The organism is Paenibacillus terrae (assembly GCF_005217525.1).
Taxonomy (GTDB): Bacteria; Bacillota; Bacilli; order Paenibacillales; family Paenibacillaceae; genus Paenibacillus; species Paenibacillus terrae_C.
The window spans coordinates 628119-647835 of the sequence record NZ_PNXQ01000016.1 but is presented as its reverse complement, the minus strand read 5'-3'; the positions used below and the strand labels follow the sequence as shown (position 1 = coordinate 647835).

At 45.0% G+C, this 19717-nt stretch carries 6 protein-coding genes and 1 pseudogene; all 7 read left to right on the top strand.

The features are described 5' to 3' along the window. Nucleotides 1-261 precede the first annotated feature (261 nt). A pseudogene (locus tag C1I60_RS20470) lies at nt 262-12498 on the top strand (amino acid adenylation domain-containing protein); the annotation flags it as partial. A gap of 12 nt (nt 12499-12510) precedes the next feature. Beyond that, on the top strand, nt 12511-13776 hold the full coding sequence (locus C1I60_RS20465; protein ID WP_137063366.1) for an MFS transporter: 1266 nt from the start codon (nt 12511-12513) through the stop codon (nt 13774-13776). Nucleotides 13777-14157: 381 nt separating this feature from the next. Then, on the top strand, nt 14158-15639 hold the full coding sequence (araA, locus tag C1I60_RS20460) for an L-arabinose isomerase (RefSeq protein ID WP_137063365.1): 1482 nt from the start codon (nt 14158-14160) through the stop codon (nt 15637-15639). Nucleotides 15640-15849: 210 nt separating this feature from the next. Next, nucleotides 15850-16308: a flavodoxin gene (locus C1I60_RS20455; protein WP_137063364.1), complete on the top strand. Its 459-nt coding sequence runs from the start codon at nt 15850-15852 to the stop codon at nt 16306-16308. A 20-nt stretch (nt 16309-16328) separates the two neighbouring features. Then, nucleotides 16329-17147 (top strand): hypothetical protein, encoded by an 819-nt coding sequence (locus C1I60_RS20450; protein ID WP_137063363.1) that lies wholly within the window; start codon nt 16329-16331, stop codon nt 17145-17147. A 359-nt stretch (nt 17148-17506) separates the two neighbouring features. Then, nucleotides 17507-18160, top strand: a complete 654-nt coding sequence (locus C1I60_RS20445) for an HlyD family secretion protein (protein WP_137063362.1) — start codon at nt 17507-17509, stop codon at nt 18158-18160. 15 nt (nt 18161-18175) lie between these two features. Further along, a complete protein-coding gene (locus C1I60_RS20440) occupies nt 18176-19696 on the top strand; it encodes a DHA2 family efflux MFS transporter permease subunit (RefSeq protein WP_137063361.1) in 1521 nt (506 codons plus the stop codon). Nucleotides 19697-19717: the final 21 nt, after the last annotated feature.

The window sequence follows — 19717 nt, the reverse complement described above, 5'->3', positions numbered from 1 at the left end:
AAGGCACAGGCTTCGAATACGGGTGTTTCTTGTCAGAAAGCCGAATCGGGTGTGTTACTGAATTTTATCGAAGGTATGTAGGATGCTTTGAATTTGGGGAAAAATTCGCGATATGAAATTTTTTACGTCCAATTGAGCATACAAGATTGTCTCAATTATTTACGAGATGCCAGACGAGCTTCTAAAAACCCAGCGATAAAGGAGTATATAAATATGGCGAACAAGTATTCCGCGACAGAATCAGCCCTTAACCAGCACAAAGCCCATGTTAGACAAAAACTAGTCAGGATGATTGGAAATGTGACCCAACTTAACGAAGATGAAATAGAGCCACAAACGCATTTTTTAGAGCTAGGGCTGGATTCCATTACTCTATCTCAAGTCCGTCATAGCATCAAGGATGCGCTTGGATTTGACATACCTATGAATGAGTTTTTTGATACGCTAACCACGTTGGAATTGTTGACAAATTATGTGGCAGAAAGAGTAGTTATCCCCATTGAGTCTGCGAATCAGAAGGTGGTAGAAAGTCCTGTGGAGATCCCAGGTAATGAGATAGAACATACGGCCCCTTATGTGTTACAAACGTATGAAAAACAGAACCTTTCGATATCCGCGCCTGTGGGCTTAGAACGCATTTTGGAGCAACAGCTTCATTTAATGTCACGTCAGCTTGAGGTGCTGCGGGATCATACCATAGCACATGTGAACACTACCACTGTATATCACCCCGAGGAAAACAGTGCAAAGATCGTACAAGCAGTCAAGGACAGCGTAAGCGGCCTTCGTAAAGGAGCCTTCCTGTCCGACCTGCCGTCGAACAGAAGCGGCCCAGGTCTGGAAAAGCAAGCTCTAGCGGTATCCATGCCTCCAGAAACGGAGACATTGGTCGCTCAGGAAACTGTTATTGCACTTACCCCGGATCAAAAGCAGCTTTGGTTCGCTACGGTATCAGAAGGAAATGACTCACAATCTTTACATGAAACAGCTTTGCTGCGTTTTTGTGGCCCGCTTCAGCCCGAAGCTTTTACCGAGGCAGTGCATACCATCGTGAACCGACACGAAGCTTTGCGTACCTTTATGAATGATGATGGAGAGACACAAGTGATTACATCTGCAATGAAGATTAGCGTTCCATTGCATGATTTTAGCGACTACTCGCCAGATGAACAGGAACAGTACGTCCGAAATTGGCTGGCCAAGGATAGCACAATTCCGTTCCCATTAATACCTTATACGCCATTATTCCGTGTTCAATTGCTGAAAATATCAGTTGTAGAGCACATTGGTGTATTTACCTTTCACCATTTGATTGCGGACGGCTGGTCGATGGGAGTGTTCATGCGGGAGTTAGAGCACATCTATTCCGCGTTAGTCCGCAATGAAGCTGTTACTCTACCCGATCCGGTATCATTTCGGAACTATGCCGTTTGGCAGCATGATCAGTTGAGGTCTGGAGGAGAGGAAGCTGTTACGTTTTGGTCGGCTGTACTAAAGAGGTCCCTGCCTGTGCTAGATTTACCTTCTCCGGTGCGTGGGCTAATGATGCCATCTTCCCACGGAAGCAGACATACTTTGATTCTGGAGGCACCGTTAGTTCAACGGCTGAGAAACGTAAGTATCAAACTCGGAAACAGTTTATTCATCACCCTTTTATCTGCATTTCAGGTTTTTCTGCATCGCCTGACAGGCCAAAAAGAAGTGATGGTAAGCATACCGACAGCAGGACAAGCGCAAATGGATGCTTTTTCGCTGATTGGTAACTGTGTGAATATGCTTCCGGTCATTAGCGAAGTGTGCTCTGACGTTTCATTTAATTCATTTGCGCAAACGGTCAAACACCGGATGAATGAGTTGGAGGCCTACCAGAAATACAGCTTTGCCGGACTGGCCCCACTAGGATTAAAATATTTGCCAGTAATGAACGTTGTGTTTAATATGGATCGGCCGATTCCTCGTTTTTACTTCCACCAATTGGATGTAGAAGTGCTTGAAAACGAAATATCTTTCAGTAAATACGAGCTGTTTTTGAACGTTACGGAGGTACAGAAGCAGTTGCGTCTTGACTTTGACTATAATACAGATATTTTTCAAGAAAATATCGTTAAAACGTGGTCAGAATACTTCCTCCACCTGCTGCATTTGATTGTGGAGAATGAGGAAATTCGTGTATCCTCGATTTCTTTACTTGATGTTGTGGGACAGGAGCGACTTCGGGCTACATGGACTGATTACGTCGATTCTAACGGTAATTATCCTTGTGTGCTTGATGCATACAAGCAACCAGCACCTGTCGGAACAGCAGGGGAGGTCTACCAGGCCTCGGCAGTCAGCGGAATTTTGGGAACGACCCGGGAATGGGCTTACGTGGAAGGTGGAGCGAAGCTTTTACATATCGGTCATTTGGACCGAAGCATCTGCATCCGCGGACATCAAGTGAATTTGGAACAACTGGAGAAACACTTGCTGCAAACTTTCCAACTAAGTGATTGCTTGATTACCCCGCAAACGAATGAAGCCGGTGAAGTATTGCATTTAACCGCCTATGTTGTGGCAGCCGCTTCAAAGCCTTGGGAAGAATCCGAGCTGAAGCAAGCTGTGAATAGACTCCTTCCGGATTATACGCGGCCTCGTTGGTGCATTAAGATGGATCGTATTCCTCTCTTAGCAAATGGAGAGCCGGATCTGCAAGTCCTGCTAGAAGTGGGAAAAGCAAGTGTTAATGCAGCAAAGGATGTTGGTTCTGAGGTACAAGCCGCTGAGGAGAAGCTGACGACTATTTGGAAAGACGTTTTAAATCTGTCCGAAGTTAACCGTCATGAATCCTTTTTCCAATTGGGTGGGGATTCGTTAAAAGCGACCGTCATCTTGTCTAAAGTGAACAAGGAGTTGGGTGTACATATCCCACTCAGCCGCATTTTCGATTTGCAAACGATTGCGGAACTTTCTGCATTTATTGTCGGAGGGCAGCAGCAAGCACATGAATCGATTGTTCCTGTGGCCCCCGAGCCTTTTTACCCGGTGTCTTCAGCCCAAAAAAGGATGTACGCACTGGATCAATTGGGTGGCGGAACAGCCTACCATATTTCAGGTCAGCTCCTCATAGAAGGAGACTTGGTAGTTTCAAAGTTTATTGAAGCTACTAGGGAAGTTATTTTAAGACATGAGTCCTTCCGGACATATTTTGAACTGCAGGCTGGGGAGATTGTACAAAAAATCCGGGACACGATGACGTTTGAAATACCGTTCTCACGGATTCCGCAAGAAGAGGCAGCGCAGGCACGAATCTCGTTTATTCGGCCCTTTTACTTGGATAAAGCTCCTTTGCTCCGCATTAAACTGTTCGAATTTATTCAGGGCGGTTTTATGCTCCTGATGGATATGCATCACATCATTGCGGACGGTTTTTCTATGACCATTATGATGGATGAGATCATCCGGCGTTATCAGGGCAGAGAGCTTGCTGACATTCAGCTTCATTACAAGGACTTTGTGGCTTGGAAACAGCAGCAAATCATTGGCAGTAAATGGAAGGAGCATAGACCCTATTGGTTAGGGGCTTTGAATGGAGAGCTTCCCGTTCTGCAAATGCCTACAGACTTTTCGCGACCGCAGACACAAAGTTTTGAAGGAGATAGTTTGACGGTCACATTGGATGGAAAGTTGGCAAAATCCTTATACCAACTAGCCCAAAATACCGAATCAACGCTTTTCATGGTGCTTTTAGCAGCGTATAACGTGTTGCTGGCCAAGTATTCGGGTCAAGAAGATATCATTGTAGGTTCGCCTGTGGCTGGAAGAGAACATGTGGATACGCAAGCGATGATCGGGATGTTCGTCAATACACTGGCGCTCCGCAATTACCCGCAATCGACACTGACGTTCCAGTCCTTTTTACAGGAGGTCAAGCAAAGCACATTGTTGGCACTGGAGCATCAGGAATATCCATTTGATGAACTAGTAGATCAACTTGAACTGGTTCGTGATGTCAGCCGAAATCCTGTGTTCGATACGATGTTCAGTTTGCAAAATGTCGGGATGAACACTTTGGAGGTCGAGGGGGTCCAATTTAAACCGGAGGAATATAATGTTGGCGTAGCCCAGGTCGATTTTTCATTGCTTGTGACTGAAGAACAAGATCGAGTGACCCTTGTTTGGGAATATGCTACTAAGTTATTTAAGCCAGAGACAATCAGGAAGTTGGCAGAGCATTATATAAAGATTTTGGAGACAATCACCCAGGATAGTAGATTACGACTGGCTGACATGAATATTTTGTCTGATAATGAAGAACAGTTGATTTTATCAAGGTTAAATGAAATGTCTACACTTAATACACTTGCCAAAAGTAGACATATTGATTATTCAGATTACAAAGATCATAATGCCGCTTTGAATTACTGGAGAGCGTATTTGAAGGAGTACGAGGGTCAATCTCGCTTACCGCAGGCTCGAATGAATAAGACATGGAGTCGTCAGACCGAATATCATGACTTTCATTTGGATGCAGACATGATGGGCGGGCTGCAACGGATTGCTCAGGAATATGAGGTAACCATCCAAATACTGGTGCAAACGGTGTGGGGACTTCTGCTGCAAAAATATAACAGTACGGATGATGTAGTGTTTGGTAGTGTGGCTTTAGAAAGCACATCTGTGGTACGGAATGAAGAGCAAGCCCTCGATCTGCAAATAAATACTGTACCTGTGCGCATTAGAACTAGTCATAATAGTCGATTTTTGGAAGAGATCAAGCAACAACAAATGCTTTCTATGGCCAACCTTGCCCATAAAGTGTATTCACTCGAAGAAATTGAGGCGATGTCAGAGCAAAATCACGATTTAATTAATCACATCCTTATTTTTGATCGTGTATCAGTAGAGAAAGAAATTCAGCAACTGGGTGATAGCGATGAGGATCGCTATTGTATTGACGAAATCGATTGGATAAAGCAGACAAATTATGACTTTAATCTGGTTGTAGTGCCGGGAAAAACGATACAAATGAGAGCTATTTATAACGCCCTGGTATTTGATCACGAACATATGGAGCAAATTCAGGGACATTTGATGCAACTGCTGAAGCAAGTGGTGCTAAACCCGGATATCCTGGTGAATGAACTGGATATTGTGACGGAACAGGAGCGCGAGCAAATTTTGGATGTTTGGGGAAATACGGCGGTGGAATATCCAAGCGAGCAAACAATTCAAGGTTTGTTCGAAGCGCAAGTCTTGCAAACGCCAGAACAGGTAGCCTTATTTTTTGAGGGTGAACAACTGACATACCGTGAGTTGAATGAGCGCGCCAATCAATTGGCAAGAACACTCCGTTCTTATGGTGTACAGCCAGAGCAGCGAATTGGACTACTTGTGGAACGATCTATTGAGATGATCGTTGGTATACTGGCAGTTCTCAAAGCAGGTGGTGCTTATGTACCGATAGACCCGGAATATCCAGCAGAACGTATCCATTATATGTTGGAGGACTTCGATGCGCAGATTGTACTGACACAACGGGCATTTACTGAACGAATATCATTTAACGGGATTACTCTTGAACTGGATGATTCCAGAATATATTGTGCAGATGGCTCTAATTTGATGATGTCCACAGACAGGGTGGATCATCTGATATACGTTCTATATACCTCAGGAACGACTGGACAGCCGAAAGGGGTCATGGTCAACCATCGTAGTGCAATTAATACGGTGAGCTGGTTTTCGGAACGTTACGCAATAAGTGGTGGACTTGATATGATCCTGACGGCAGAATATACATTTGATCCAAGTATTGAGCAGATCTTTGGGACGTTGCTGCATGGGGGCAAGCTGCATTGTATCCGGCGTGCAACGCTGCTGAGTAAGCAGCTACTGACCGAATATATTAAGACTCATAATATCAGGGTACTAGACATTCCACCGGCTCTGATGAGAGCATTTTTATCTGAAGATGCCAAAATACCTTGCTTAGATACGTTAATCTGTGGTGGCGAACGGTTGGAAGATTCATTAAAGGAAAAAATAGTGAGCAAAGGATACATTCTGAATAATCATTATGGACCGACGGAAACAACCATTGATGTACTGGCTTCCGTGTGTGAACCAGAAATAGCAGTAAATTTGGGTAAACCTATTCACAATACGCGCGCATATATTCTAAACGAGCATGGGAAGCTTCAACCAATAGGGGTACTCGGTGAGCTATGTATCAGCGGTGTTGGCGTAGCCCGAGGGTATCTGAACCGACCAGAGCTGACGGTTGAAAAATTTGTGCCAAATCCGTTTGCTGGTGGTGAAGCGAACTATGAACGGATGTATCGGACGGGCGATTTAGCACGCTGGCTACCAGATGGGAATATAGAGTATTTGGGCCGGGTTGACCATCAGGTGAAAATTCGGGGTTATCGAATTGAATTGGGTGAAGTTGAGACCAACCTGATGAAGGTGGCTTACGTGCAAGAGGTCGTCGTATTGGTCCGTGAAGACAATCAAGGACAAAACCAACTGGTTGCCTATTATGTAGCTGAACAAGATGTGGATGCGGGTGAATTGCGCAGCTTGCTAGCTAAGGAACTTCCAAATTATATGGTGCCTGCATACTTCGTACAGTTGGAGCATATTCCGCTGACCTCGAACGGAAAAATTGATCGGAAGTCACTGCCAGCACCGGAAGGCAGCCTGCAAAGCGGAGCAGATTATGCTGAGCCGCGTACGGAGGCGGAATCGAAGTTGGTAAAAATATGGCAAGATGTGCTTGGATTGAATAAAATTGGTGTGAAAGATAACTTTTTTGAGATCGGCGGACATTCTCTACGTGCGATGACGCTGGTTTCGAAGATTCACAAAGAACTTAACAAATCTATCTCGTTACGAATTATTTTTGAAGCGCCGACAATTGAACAACTGGCGGTAGTGCTTAAAGATCTTAATCAGGTGGCGTATGTGTCGGTTTCGGTAACGGAAGAACGTGACTTTTATCCGTTGTCCTCGGCACAAAAACGGATGTATATGCTGCAACAACTTGATCCTAACGATGTGAATTACAATATGTACGCTGCGTTCCAGGTGAGTGGACCTCTCAATGTTAAAAGGTTAGAAGAAGTGTTTCATCAGTTGATCTCACGTCATGCCACCCTCCGTACTAGCTTTGAAATGGTGGACAACAAGCCGATGCAGCGGATTCACGATACTGTATTGTTCGAGGTCGAATATAGCAAATTACTAGAAAATCGTGCCTTAAAGGATTTGCTTGCTGTAGGTGCGAACATAAAAAAACGTATTCGTTCTTTTGTGCGTCCGTTTGATTTACAATCCGCTCCGCTGTTACGTGTGGGATTATTGGATTTGGGCGTACAAGGAGAAAAAAAAGTACCGCAGTATCTGTTGATGCTGGACATGCACCATATTATTTCGGATGGCGTATCAACCAATATTTTGGCCAATGAATTAGTTCGCTTGTACAACGATGAAAAGTTATCTCCATTACGGATACAATATAGAGACTATGCCGTATGGCAGCAAAATGGAGTGCAGCAGGGCTGGTTAAAGCAACAGGAAGCGTATTGGCTGGACACCTTTGATGGTGAGTTACCCGTTTTGAACCTGGCGACCGACTTTATTCGTCCAGAGGTGCGAAGTACAGCAGGGGCTACAGTGGAATTCGAATTGGACGGGAAGGCCAGCCAGCGCCTGAAAGAGCTGGCGGCCGAAACAGGCTCGACGCTGTACATGGTGCTGTTGGCAGCCTATACAGCATTGCTGCATCAGTACACCGGGCAGGAGGATATTATTGTAGGTAGCCCGATAGCCGGCCGACCGCATGCGGATCTGGAGCCAGTCATTGGAATGTTCGTTGGGACGCTGGCTATGCGTAATTACCCAACCGCAGGGCAAACATTCCGTAGCTATGTGGAGAATGTGAAGAAACATGCATTGAAGGCGTATGAGCATCAGGACTATCCATTTGAGGAACTGGTGGACAAGCTGAAGGTGAAGCGTGACATGAGCCGCAATCCGCTGTTTGATACGATGTTTGTGTTGCAAAACACGGAGCAAAACGAGTTGAAGCTGGCTGACCTGAGCTTCCGTCCATATGGGATGGAGCAAGCCCCGGCAAAGTTTGATTTGACGCTGGAAGCCAGTGAGGGAGCAGCGGGTATTCGGTTCGGATTAGAGTATGCGACATCGCTATATGAGCGGGAAACAGTAGAGCAGATGACGCGCCACTTTATACGATTGGTGGAGACGGTTGTGGTGAACCCGGATCTAACACTTGGAGAGCTGGAATGGGTCACTACGGAAGAAACGGTGCCTGTTCTGAAAGAGCATCAAGAACGCCAAAAAGCATTACGCTACTGGAGCAACTATCTGGCCGGGTACGAGGAACAAGCCCATTTACCGCAGGCTAAAAAGCAGAATCAGACAACATATCAGGCGGAGTATGTACATCTGGATCTGGGTATGGAGCTGACCGTCGGAATACGACGAATCGCCGAGCAGGAAGAGGTATCGGTCAGTACGTTACTACAGGCGGCATGGGGGATTTTACTGCAAAGATATAACGGAACTGAGGACGTTGTGTTCGGCAGCGTACATGTAGTAGGTCAGGCGGCTGATATGGCAAATACAGAAGCAGTGACGGGAGCATTTATAAACACGATGCCTGTGCGTATCCAAGGCGGAGAAAACAGTTTGTTCACAGAATTAATGAAGCAAAACGAAAAGTTACTCAAGTATGCACGTGTGCATGCCACATATCCACCCCATGAGATTCAGGGGCTATCTAAGCTCATTCAGGATTGGATCAACCATAGCGTCATTTTTGCAGATGTTCTGGTGGAGGAAGAAGTGGGGCATATGAGTGATAGTGAAGAATTCGACCTCAGCCTATGGACAGCAAAGGTAGCCGAGTCAACGAACGACGACTTTAATCTGGCGGTGTTGCCAGGAAAAACGATCCAAATGAGCTTTAGCTACAATGCATTGGTGTTTGACCGTGCGAGTGTAGAACAAATTCAGGGCCATCTAATACAGCTGCTGGAGCAAGTGGTGGCGAAACCGGACATTCGAGTGCGCGAGTTGGACATTGTGACGGAGCAGGAGCGCGAACAAATTCTGGCGATTTGGGGAGATACGGCAGCAGAGTACGCGCACGAGCAGACGATTCACGGCTTGTTTGAAGCGCAAGTGTTGCAGACGCCAGAGCAGATCGCCTTGTATTTCGAAGGAGAGCAGTTGACCTACCGTGAGCTGAATAAGCGCGCCAATCAATTGGCAAGAACGCTGCGATCTTATGGTGTGCAGTCAGATCAGCGAATTGGTTTACTTGTTGAACGTTCTATTGAGATGATCGTAGGCATATTGGCAGTGCTCAAGGCTGGTGGGGCTTATGTGCCAATTGATCCGACGTATCCACAGGAGCGAATCCAATACATGCTGGAAGATTCCGGAACAAAACTGCTGTTGACGCAAAGTCATCTGGTGGAAAAAGGGATGTTTGAGGGTCAGGTGCTGATCCTGAATGGGAAAACATCCATATATCACAAGGATGGTTCAAACCTAGATTCGGTAAGTGGTTCAAATAACCTCGCGTATGTTATTTATACATCGGGAACCACGGGACAGCCCAAAGGAGTTATGCTGGAACACCGAGGATTGTCCAATCTGAAAACGTATTTTGATCAAACGCTACAGATTATCTCATCAGATCATGTGTTGTTATTCGCCAGCTATTCGTTTGATGCATCCTGCTGGGAAATCTTCCAGGGGCTATTCAGTGGAGCGACATTGTACGTACCGACACAAGAGACGATTTTGAATTATGAGTGGTTTGAGAAGTACATGTCGGAACATCGAATTACAGTGGCCACACTCCCACCTACCTATACGGTGTATCTGGAACCAGCACGTATGCCAGACTTACGCATTTTGGTCACAGCAGGCTCAGCAGCCTCAATAGAGCTGGTGCTTAAGTGGAAGGAGAAAGTGGCGTATTACAATGCTTATGGTCCAACAGAAAACTCGGTCGCGACATCGGTATGGTCCGTGTCTGAAGATCCGCGAGCTGAGGATCTGATTACAATCGGGCGTCCTATACCGAATCATCGCGTGTACATGGTGGATGCGCATGGTCGTTTAGCTCCCGTGGGTGTGCCGGGTGAACTGTGTGTATCCGGTCCGGGGTTAGCGCGGGGTTATCTGGGTCGTCCGGAGTTGACTGCTGAAAAATTTGTGAAAAATCCGTTTAGTAGCGGAGAAGCAAGTTATGAACGGATGTACCGAACGGGTGACTTGGCAAGATGGATGCCGGATGGCAACATTGAGTACTTGGGTCGGATCGACCATCAGGTGAAAATCAGAGGGTATCGGATTGAATTGGGTGAGGTAGAGGCGCAAATTTTGAAAATGGAGGCTGTGCAAGAGGCCATTGTGCTGTCAAATGCAGAAGAACAGGGGCCAGACCAACTGGTCGCATACTATGTGGCAGAACGTGAAGTAAGTGTAAGCGAACTGCGTAACACGCTGCTGAAAAAGTTACCCAATTACATGGTTCCTTCATACCTTATGCAGTTGCAGTATATGCCCCTGACCCCGAATGGGAAAATCGACCGCAAAGCGCTACCCTTACCGAAAGGGACAGGTAGTTGGAATGAAGAATACGTTGCCCCGAGAAATGCATTAGAACAACAACTTGTAGAGCTTTGGCAAACGGTGCTTGGCGCGGAAAAGGTAGGCATTGACAATAACTTTTTTGAACTCGGAGGTCAATCTCTAAAGGCTATACTGCTTGTCTCTAAAGCACAGGAAAAAGGTATCAATCTAGGAATCCATCAGGTATTACAACATCAAACTGTTCGTGGTTTATCTGATTTGCTGCAAGCTGAACGTTGTGACACACACCATAACACATCATGGATTTCCAGTATTTCGGAAGCTGAACAGTGGATTAGCAACACTTTTGATGTACAAGCTTTGCTTCAATTTGTGTCGGTTGATGAGCAAGACTATCTGTTTCTACAAGTACATCCATTTCGAGCAGATCAGGTTGATAAGATCGTTGCTTTCATTCCGTCTCATGTACATCCTGACCTGCATCCGCATTACATTGTGCCTATGGGTGGAGAGGATGCAGGCCAAATTACAATAACAGATGATGAACAGGAAGACGTTCTTCACTCTCAATCAATGGAATTTATTTCAATAATTGATGAAATGAATGCAACTTGGAATGGTAGTTTGCTAAGCTCAGAGGCGATCGGACAGTTTCCACTGGCACCTGCTCAACATTATCATTTGCAGCATCCTGCTTCTTCTGGCACGGTGATTCATCTGAATCACTATGTAGATAAGCAACGTCTGTCCACAGCTGTTCAGCAGCTCATGCGCAGGCATGAATTACTGCGTAGCGTACTGATTCAATCGGACGGGGGTTGGACTTGGGAAGTCCGATCAATCCCGGAGAACTTATCTTTACCTATGGTGGATCTATCGGCATATCCGATACCAATCCAGCGTAAGCTCCTTTCGTCTATCATGTCGCATCTTTATTTTGAACCGTATGAGCAGACGAAATCTTTACAATACCGAATTGCATTGATTCGCTTGAATTTACGGGAACACTTATTGCTTCTGCCGTGCTCACACATTATTTTCGATGGCACGAGCAGCATGATTTTGGAGAGTCAGTTACTTGAAGAATATGAGGATCCACAACTGGAGCATACAACAGAGGTATTCCATTATATGGACTATGCCAAACATATTCGTCAAGGACCACAGGGGATAAGTGATCAGCAAATTGTTGAGCAATATAAGCTCCAGTCATTTGTTGAGAGTACAAGTCAAATTTATAAGCTGACCCGGGAATTCAAATATGGACAAATGACAACGTATCAATGGGATATAACACTACCGAGTATTTCAATGCAGAATGATTCTGTGAACTTTTGGGATATTTCTCTACAAATGGCATTTCAATTTTTTGGTATTTATTTCCGAAAATCAGAAATTCCGTTATGGTTAACGCAGTATGGAAGACAGTATGGGGATCGGAATTACTTTGAATCCGTGGGAGAATACATTGATCATATTCCCGTATTACTCCATAAGGAAGAAATGCCATCTTATCATGCGGTGATCAAAAAACAATTAAGCGTTGCTGCAAATCATCATTTAAACTTCTTTAATTTAATTTTTAATGAAGAAATGGAGCCTATCTATCCGCAAGCAAGCAGTATGCTAAAAAAGGGACTTGGACAATTACCAATCGTGTTCAATTACCTGGGAGAAATGCAAGAGGCCTCGAAGATGTTGAGCACCTTAAACAGAAGTACAACCTTAGTTGACGGAGAAGAAGTGATTTTCTTTGAAGCTGCCCATACTGGAGCAGTACTTCAAATATTCCTGCGCCTACCATATGAAGAGAAACATGAGGATATCTATCGAATATTGCAAGCTGCTAACGATAAGATTATTTCTGACCTAGCCATACGGCAGTAGGGAGCTGAAAACGTGAATCATTTATTCAAAGACAATCGGTTTGTCCGCTTTTTTGCTTCACGTACCGTGGCAAATATAGCGGATAGCATTTATTCCATTGTGTTGTTATATTTTGTTCAGCAATCGACGCAGTCAGTGGCATTTACCAGCTTCACGTATGCGGCGGTATCTACAGCATCTATTTTCAGCTTTTTTGTTGGCCCACTCGTAGATCGCTATTCACCCGCACGCTTGGCCAGCATTGCTTTGTTTGCGCAGGCGATTCTAATTTCGATTGTCCCGTTTCTTATTCGAGACGGGATGACCAATTTGATAATTATCCTCGCGATCGTTTTTATAGCGTCTTGCTTCTCCATGCTGTTCTATCCTGCTAACAGTAAAATGCTGCCTCAACTTGTTCGTGTACCAGATTTAATTATTAGGGCGAACTCTATGATTTCATCGTCGGACCAGATCATTAATATCGCTGGTTATCTGGCTGGAGCTTCGCTCATTATCGCTATGGGTATGCAAAACACCTTTTTATTGGCCAGCGGTATGCTGTTCCTTGCAGGTGTCGTATATATTAGACTCAGCAAACAGCTTGACACTCATTCAACGGAAGGGACACATAGCGAGGGCTCGCTAACATTAGGGCACTATTGGAGAGAACTGAAAGAAGGATATACCTTTGTAAAACGCCACACCTTTTTGCGAATTATGTTGCCATTCTTTGCTCTTGCCAACTTTTCAATGGCTTTTCTGATTATTACTATGCCCTCCATTGCTGTCGATTACGGTTCGCCAATCTATTACAGTTTGCTGTATATTTCTTATTTCATCGGCATTTTTGTAGGTTCTTTTCTGGTAAATGTGCTTAAAAGGAACGGTCTTACCATTGCAGCTGCATGGGTAGCTACAGGACTTGCCATTTTCCTGTTTTCTGTGATGCCCCAGATGTGGATGAAACTACTGGCGGCTCTCCTAATAGGTGCTTTTACAGGTATAATTAATGTATTGCAAATGTCTTTGATCCAAATTATTACTCCCTTACCGCTGTTAGGACGTGTGATCGCCTTTACGAATACCCTCTCGAATGCGGCCCTTCCGCTGGGAGCTCTGATTGGCGGCGCGTTAGCTTTGCGATTCTCACTGCCTGAGGTCTTGTTTTTCAGCGCCCTAATTACCGTATTGTCTGGACTAATCATGTTCTTTATCAAGACAGTTCGTCAGTTTGAAATTCCATTAGAGAAGGCAGGTGGGTTGGGGCATCCTCATGCAACAAATGAAGTAAGTTAAAAGTTTTAATGTCTGTTTTTCATGTAAAATAGATGATCAACTTTGTGTGGGAATTTCCTCACAACAATGCCAAGTCCTAATTATAGGGCTTGGCATTGTTTGATATGTCATGACTATTAGGGCTTACGTGCTTGTTTACTAAGATGCTTAGGACATTAACCTAGGAGAAGTGCTCAGTTTCCAGATAAAAAATATTTTTTTGCCGAATACACTTGTAATTAGAGCGCTTCCATATTAAAATGAAGTCAATCCTACTTGTACGTACAACTAATCATTTTTCATCATAATATTGAGAAAAATATTAGATTGTACGTACATAATAGTTTATCTATGAATACAGCTGCAACTATACTTATTTCCTGACAGGAGGAATTTTTAATTATGAAACCGTTTAAATTTTGGTTTGCTACAGGAAGTCAGCATTTGTATGGACCCGAGACGCTCGATCAGGTACAAGAGCATTCTCGTCAAATTGTTGAGGGATTGAACCGAAGTGGTCATTTACCATTTGAAGTGGTATTAAAGCCGGTTCTGACGAATTCTGACGCGATTCGCCGTCTTATTATTGATGCGAACGGAGATGACCTGTGTGCAGGGATTATTACCTGGATGCATACATTTTCTCCAGCGAAAATGTGGATTGCTGGCTTGACGCGTTTGGCAAAGCCATTGTTGCACCTGCATACTCAATTTAACCGTGATATCCCTTGGGATAGTATTGATATGGACTTTATGAACCTGAACCAATCCGCGCATGGTGACCGTGAATTTGGCTTTATCGGTGCCCGTCTGGGTGTAACTCGCAAAGTCGTTGTTGGCTATTGGGAGGAAGAAGGCGTTCAGAAACGCATCGGCGGCTGGATGTCCACGGCTGCTGCTTATAGCGAAAGCCAAAATCTCAAAGTAGCCCGTTTTGGTGACAATATGCGTGAAGTAGCTGTAACCGACGGCAACAAAGTATCTGCTCAGGCCCAGTTGGGCTGGTCAATCAATGGCTATGGTGTGGGTGATCTGGTTGAGGTCGTTAATAACGTGTCAGAGGGGGATATTAACTCCCTGTTCGAGGAATACCATGACCTGTATGAGCTATCCGCAGAAGCCAAGCAACCGGGAGCAGTACGTGATTCTATTTTGGAGCAGGCTCGTATTGAGCTGGGCTTGAAAAAGTTTTTGCAGGACGGAGAATTTGGAGCCTTTACGACAACGTTTGAAGACCTGCATGGTCTGAAACAACTGCCTGGTTTGGCGGTTCAGCGTTTGATGGCCCAAGGTTACGGATTCGGCGGCGAGGGTGACTGGAAAACGGCAGCGTTGACGCGCCTGATGAAGCTGATGGCGAATAATGTGGATACTTCCTTTATGGAAGATTACACCTATCATTTGGAGCCGGGCAATGAACTGAATTTGGGTTCTCATATGCTGGAGGTATGTCCGACGATTGCTGTAAACAAACCGCGTATTGATGTTCAACCGTTGGGTATTGGCGGCAAAGCCGATCCGGCTCGTCTTATTTTTGAAGGCAAACCGGGTAAGGCGCTTGTAGCATCCATCATTGAATTGGGAGGACGTTACCGTCTGATTATTAACCAAATCCATGCTGTGGAAAATAAAAACCAAATGCCGAAGCTGCCTGTAGCCAGCGTTTTATGGAAACCTGAGCCTTCTCTGGAAGTGTCCGCAGAAGCATGGATTCATGCGGGTGGAGCGCATCATACGGTGTTGTCCTATGCTGTAACCACGGAGCAATTGCTGGATTACGCAGAGCTGACAGGCATAGAAGCCGTCGTCATTGACAACAACACGAACATCCGTCAGTTCCGTCAGGAGCTGCAATGGAATGAACTGTACTGGCGTAATAAATAATGGATGCAATAAATAAACAAGCTGCTTGTTGAAGCAGCCTACTCATAGGGTTTATCAGCGAACAGCCGCATGCTATGCGGCTGTTTTGCGTATGTTGCACCATGTGTAAAACACTTATTTGAAATTAATATTTGACAATGAGAATCATTATCAAATATTATTTAAGTAATAGGGAATGAATGCATTCCATATGTCTAACAAAAGTGAGGGATGAACTTGGGTAAAATCATGATTGCTTATGCCAGTATGACTGGTAATACAGAGGAAATCGCAGAATTGATCGCCGAAGGCGTCCGCCAGGCAGGACATGAGGCGGAGTTGAAGGCTTCGTATGATTGCAGCGCGCAGGAACTGCTCGGCTATGACGGGTTCCTGTTGGGTGTATATACATGGGGAGATGGTGAGCTTCCTGATGAATTTTTAGATTTTTACGAGGAACTGGATGAGCTTGATTTGTCCGGTAAAAAGACCGCTGTATTTGGCAGCGGAGATACATCCTATACGCAATTCTGCGGTGCGGTTGACCTGGTAGAGGAAAAAGTCAAAGAACGTGGTGCAGCTGTTGTTCAGGAGAGCTTGAAGATCGAATTCAACCCACTGGATGATGAGAAGGAAAATTGCAGGGCTTACGGAAGACAATTTGCACAGGCTGGTATTGGGGTGTCCTGAGAAGAGAGCGAGGGATAGGTATGCGCAACAGCGATAGCTTAAGCGGCTTTCCTCTTCTGCACGACTATCAGCTTGAGGAGATGTGGAGAACTCCTCAGTCTACCCGTCAATCGCAGGGAAAGCGCGGGCGTGAAGGCTGGAATTGGAGGCAACGGGTTCAATATGCGGTAGGGCATGCGCTAAATGAATACTTCGGAATGGAAGTAGAGGTGCGGCGGGAAATCCCCGTCCAGTACGTGCTGGAGAAATGGTGGCCCACACAGCCAACCGGCTTCGAATCGTTGTTCCATTACTGGGACGTCAAAAATAAAGTGTCAGGCGAGCTGTCTAAAATTTGTGCGTTAAATAGGGACTTGTCAGTGCCAGTGATGTTGTACGAGCAATTTTGCACGTCGGTCCCTGAGCTTGAGGTTGACATTTCGATTATTGTGCAGGCGGCCTGGCAACTGTCAGCTGGAGCCGATTCCTTACTGATTCAGAAGTACATCGTGGATTATAATCTCAACGTTATTCATACATTTCAACATTTGACGAATGTTTTTTGTTATTATGCATTTGGTGCTCTTCCTCAGCTCATTGAGGTCTCCTGTCTGCTGGAAGGAAAAAAAGTCCGATTTATCCCGGGTCCTGCTTCTTTACAGCAATCTCTGGATTACGTTCGGTTATTACGGGACTCCAGAGAGGATGTACACGCGACAACAGAACGATGTCACTGTGGAGCCTGCATAGGGGGACAACGATCACAGGGCAATAGCAACAGGATGGATAAAAACCCAAAAGAGCAGCAGGAGGCCAAAAACTGTAAAGAACGATTATTGGGGACTTTGCTTTTCTCTTAGTACATTTTTAAACCCCTTTAAATATGAATAACACCTCTTCGTTGAAGGAGCCTTGGAAAGCAAGGCTCTTTTTTATGAATTTTTTTTGAAAAACTGAAAATTTATATTGCCTGAATAGATAAATATAACTATAATACTTCAATGTACGATATTTATATGAAAATATTTAAATATAAAGGAGACGGTGTGTGTGAGCATAGACAAGGATTGCCTACGTACATAAATAATGTTCATTCTTTTTCATGGTATGCTGCCATGTGTTTATTTTACGTTTACGGTTTGGTTTGATGCCCTAATATTTCAAAATTAAAATATTAGTGTTGAATAATAAAATTTTTTGGACAACAGGGGTGGAAGAAGTGAGTAAGAAAACTGTACTGCCAATTCTCATCGTACTGCTCATTCTGAGCGGCGGAGTCATTGGCTACTATTATTGGTATCAGGCAACACACTTTGTTAAGAGTGACGATGCGCGTATTCAAGCGGATCAATATAAGGTAATGCCGCAAATTTCAGGAGAGATTACACACATTGATGTGGAGGAAGGCGATGTTCTTCAGCGCAATGAACCGATTGCGGAGCAGGATGTATCGGGGCTGGATTCCAGCATGATTAGCAAGTCCGTTCTGCGTGCGCCGATCAACGGTACCGTTATTAAGATTTATTCGAAGGAGCATGAAATCGGTTCTCCGGGCAGTGCTGTTGCGACCATGGTTGATATGAACAGTCTGTATGTCTCCACGAATATTGAAGAAACCGATATTGACCGCATTAAACCGGGACAGCTTGTTGACATTACGCTTGATGCAGCAGGCGACAAGACGATTCAAGGCAAAGTTCGCAAAGTGGGCGAAGCCTCAAATGCGGTGTTCTCGCTCATTCCTGCCGTAAACACAAGCGGTAACTTTAACAAGGTGACCCAGCGTGTGCCTGTAGAAATAGCTGTTAACAAGCCGAAGGATATGAAGCTCATTCCAGGAACGAACGTGGAAGTTAAAATCCATACACCTTAAAAAGGAGGGGTCCATGTGGCTGCCAATGAAACTGCTGCTGCTCCTTCGACTGATTCTTCCAAAGAACGCTGGCTTGCTTTTTTTGCCATCGTTTTAGGCGCCTTTGTCGCCATTCTGAACAACAGTCTGATCAATGTCGCCATTCCTCGATTGACGACGGACTTAGGGTCAACGACGACACGTATTCAGTGGGTTATTACAGGTTACACGCTTGCATCTGGTGTAATCGTCCCGATTACCGGATATATGGAGCAGCGTATCGGATACAAAAAGTTTTTAATACTTGCCCTCAGCGTGTTCTCGCTGGGAACGGGAATATGTATTTTTGCATGGAGTGATTCTTCTCTGATCGCAGCACGGGTACTGGCTGGATTGGGAGGCGGTGTCATTATGCCGCTAAGCATGACGATTATTTACAAAATCATGCCACGTGAACAAATTGGTATGTCCCTTGGTATCTGGGGGATCGCCGCAATGGCAGCGCCAGCTGTAGGACCTACGCTGAGTGGATACTTAATTGAATGGTTTAACTGGCGTTTTCTGTTTATTGTCAGTCTGCCTGTAGCTTTATTTGCAATTTTAATGGTCATTCTACTAATCAAAGAGCCGCCTAAAGCAACACCAAAGCCGTTTGATTTGCCGGGCTTTTTGTTGGCCGCAACTTGTGCAGGGACGCTCTTGTACGCACTGACTAACGGGCAGCATGATGGCTGGACCTCTTTTAAAATTGTATCTCTACTGTTCGTCGCCTTCTGGGCGCTTGTCTTTCTTATTTATGTGGAAAGCGGAAAAGACAATGCTGTAATTGAAATTTCATTATTTAAAAATTCAAAATATACGATTAGTGTCATTGCCTCCAGTCTGGTCATGATGGGAATGTACGGAGGAACGTTTTTGACACCGTTGTTTTTGCAAAATATTCAGCATGTGTCACCGATTGATACCGGAATCATCCTCATTCCACAGGCGATTGCAATGGCGGCTATGATGCCGATTGCCGGGCGGTTATTTGATAAGTTCGGCATTGTGCCCCTGGGACTTGTTGGCCTGACGTTGACCAGCTTCATGACATATCATTTGCATCAACTTACGCCAGACACACCGCATATTTGGCTAGAAACGGTAATGGCATTTCGGGGTCTGGGAATCGGCATTTGTATGATGCCATTGTCTACGGTCGGTATGAACGCTGTTCATCCAAGTAAAGTAGCGAATGCGTCTACAGCATCCAATCTGGTACGTACCGTTGCAGCTTCTATGGCTATTGCAGTGCTGACAGCGATTATGCAAAGTCGTTCGGCGGCTCATGCCCAACAAATTTCAGAGACTGTTACACCGGACGCGGCTCATGCGCTGCAAGCGTCGTTGGGCAGCTCATGGATGTCATCCATAAGTAGCTTAATCACACTGGATGCCACATCAAGAGGAATTGGGGATACATTCCTCATTTCATCCATACCGCTGTTTTGCACGATTCCACTAATCTTTTTGTTTATTCAGAGGAAGAAAGCAAAGACACAGCCGGAAGCTTTATAAAGAACTACAAAATATCGACTG

What these genes read in the sequence shown, in the direction of transcription:
- araA (WP_137063365.1), top strand. Translation starts at nt 14,158, where the DNA reads ATGAAACCGTTTAAATTTTGGTTTGCTACAGGAAGTCAGCATTTGTAT.
- C1I60_RS20455 (WP_137063364.1), top strand. Translation starts at nt 15,850, where the DNA reads ATGAACTTGGGTAAAATCATGATTGCTTATGCCAGTATGACTGGTAAT.
- C1I60_RS20450 (WP_137063363.1), top strand. Translation starts at nt 16,329, where the DNA reads ATGCGCAACAGCGATAGCTTAAGCGGCTTTCCTCTTCTGCACGACTAT.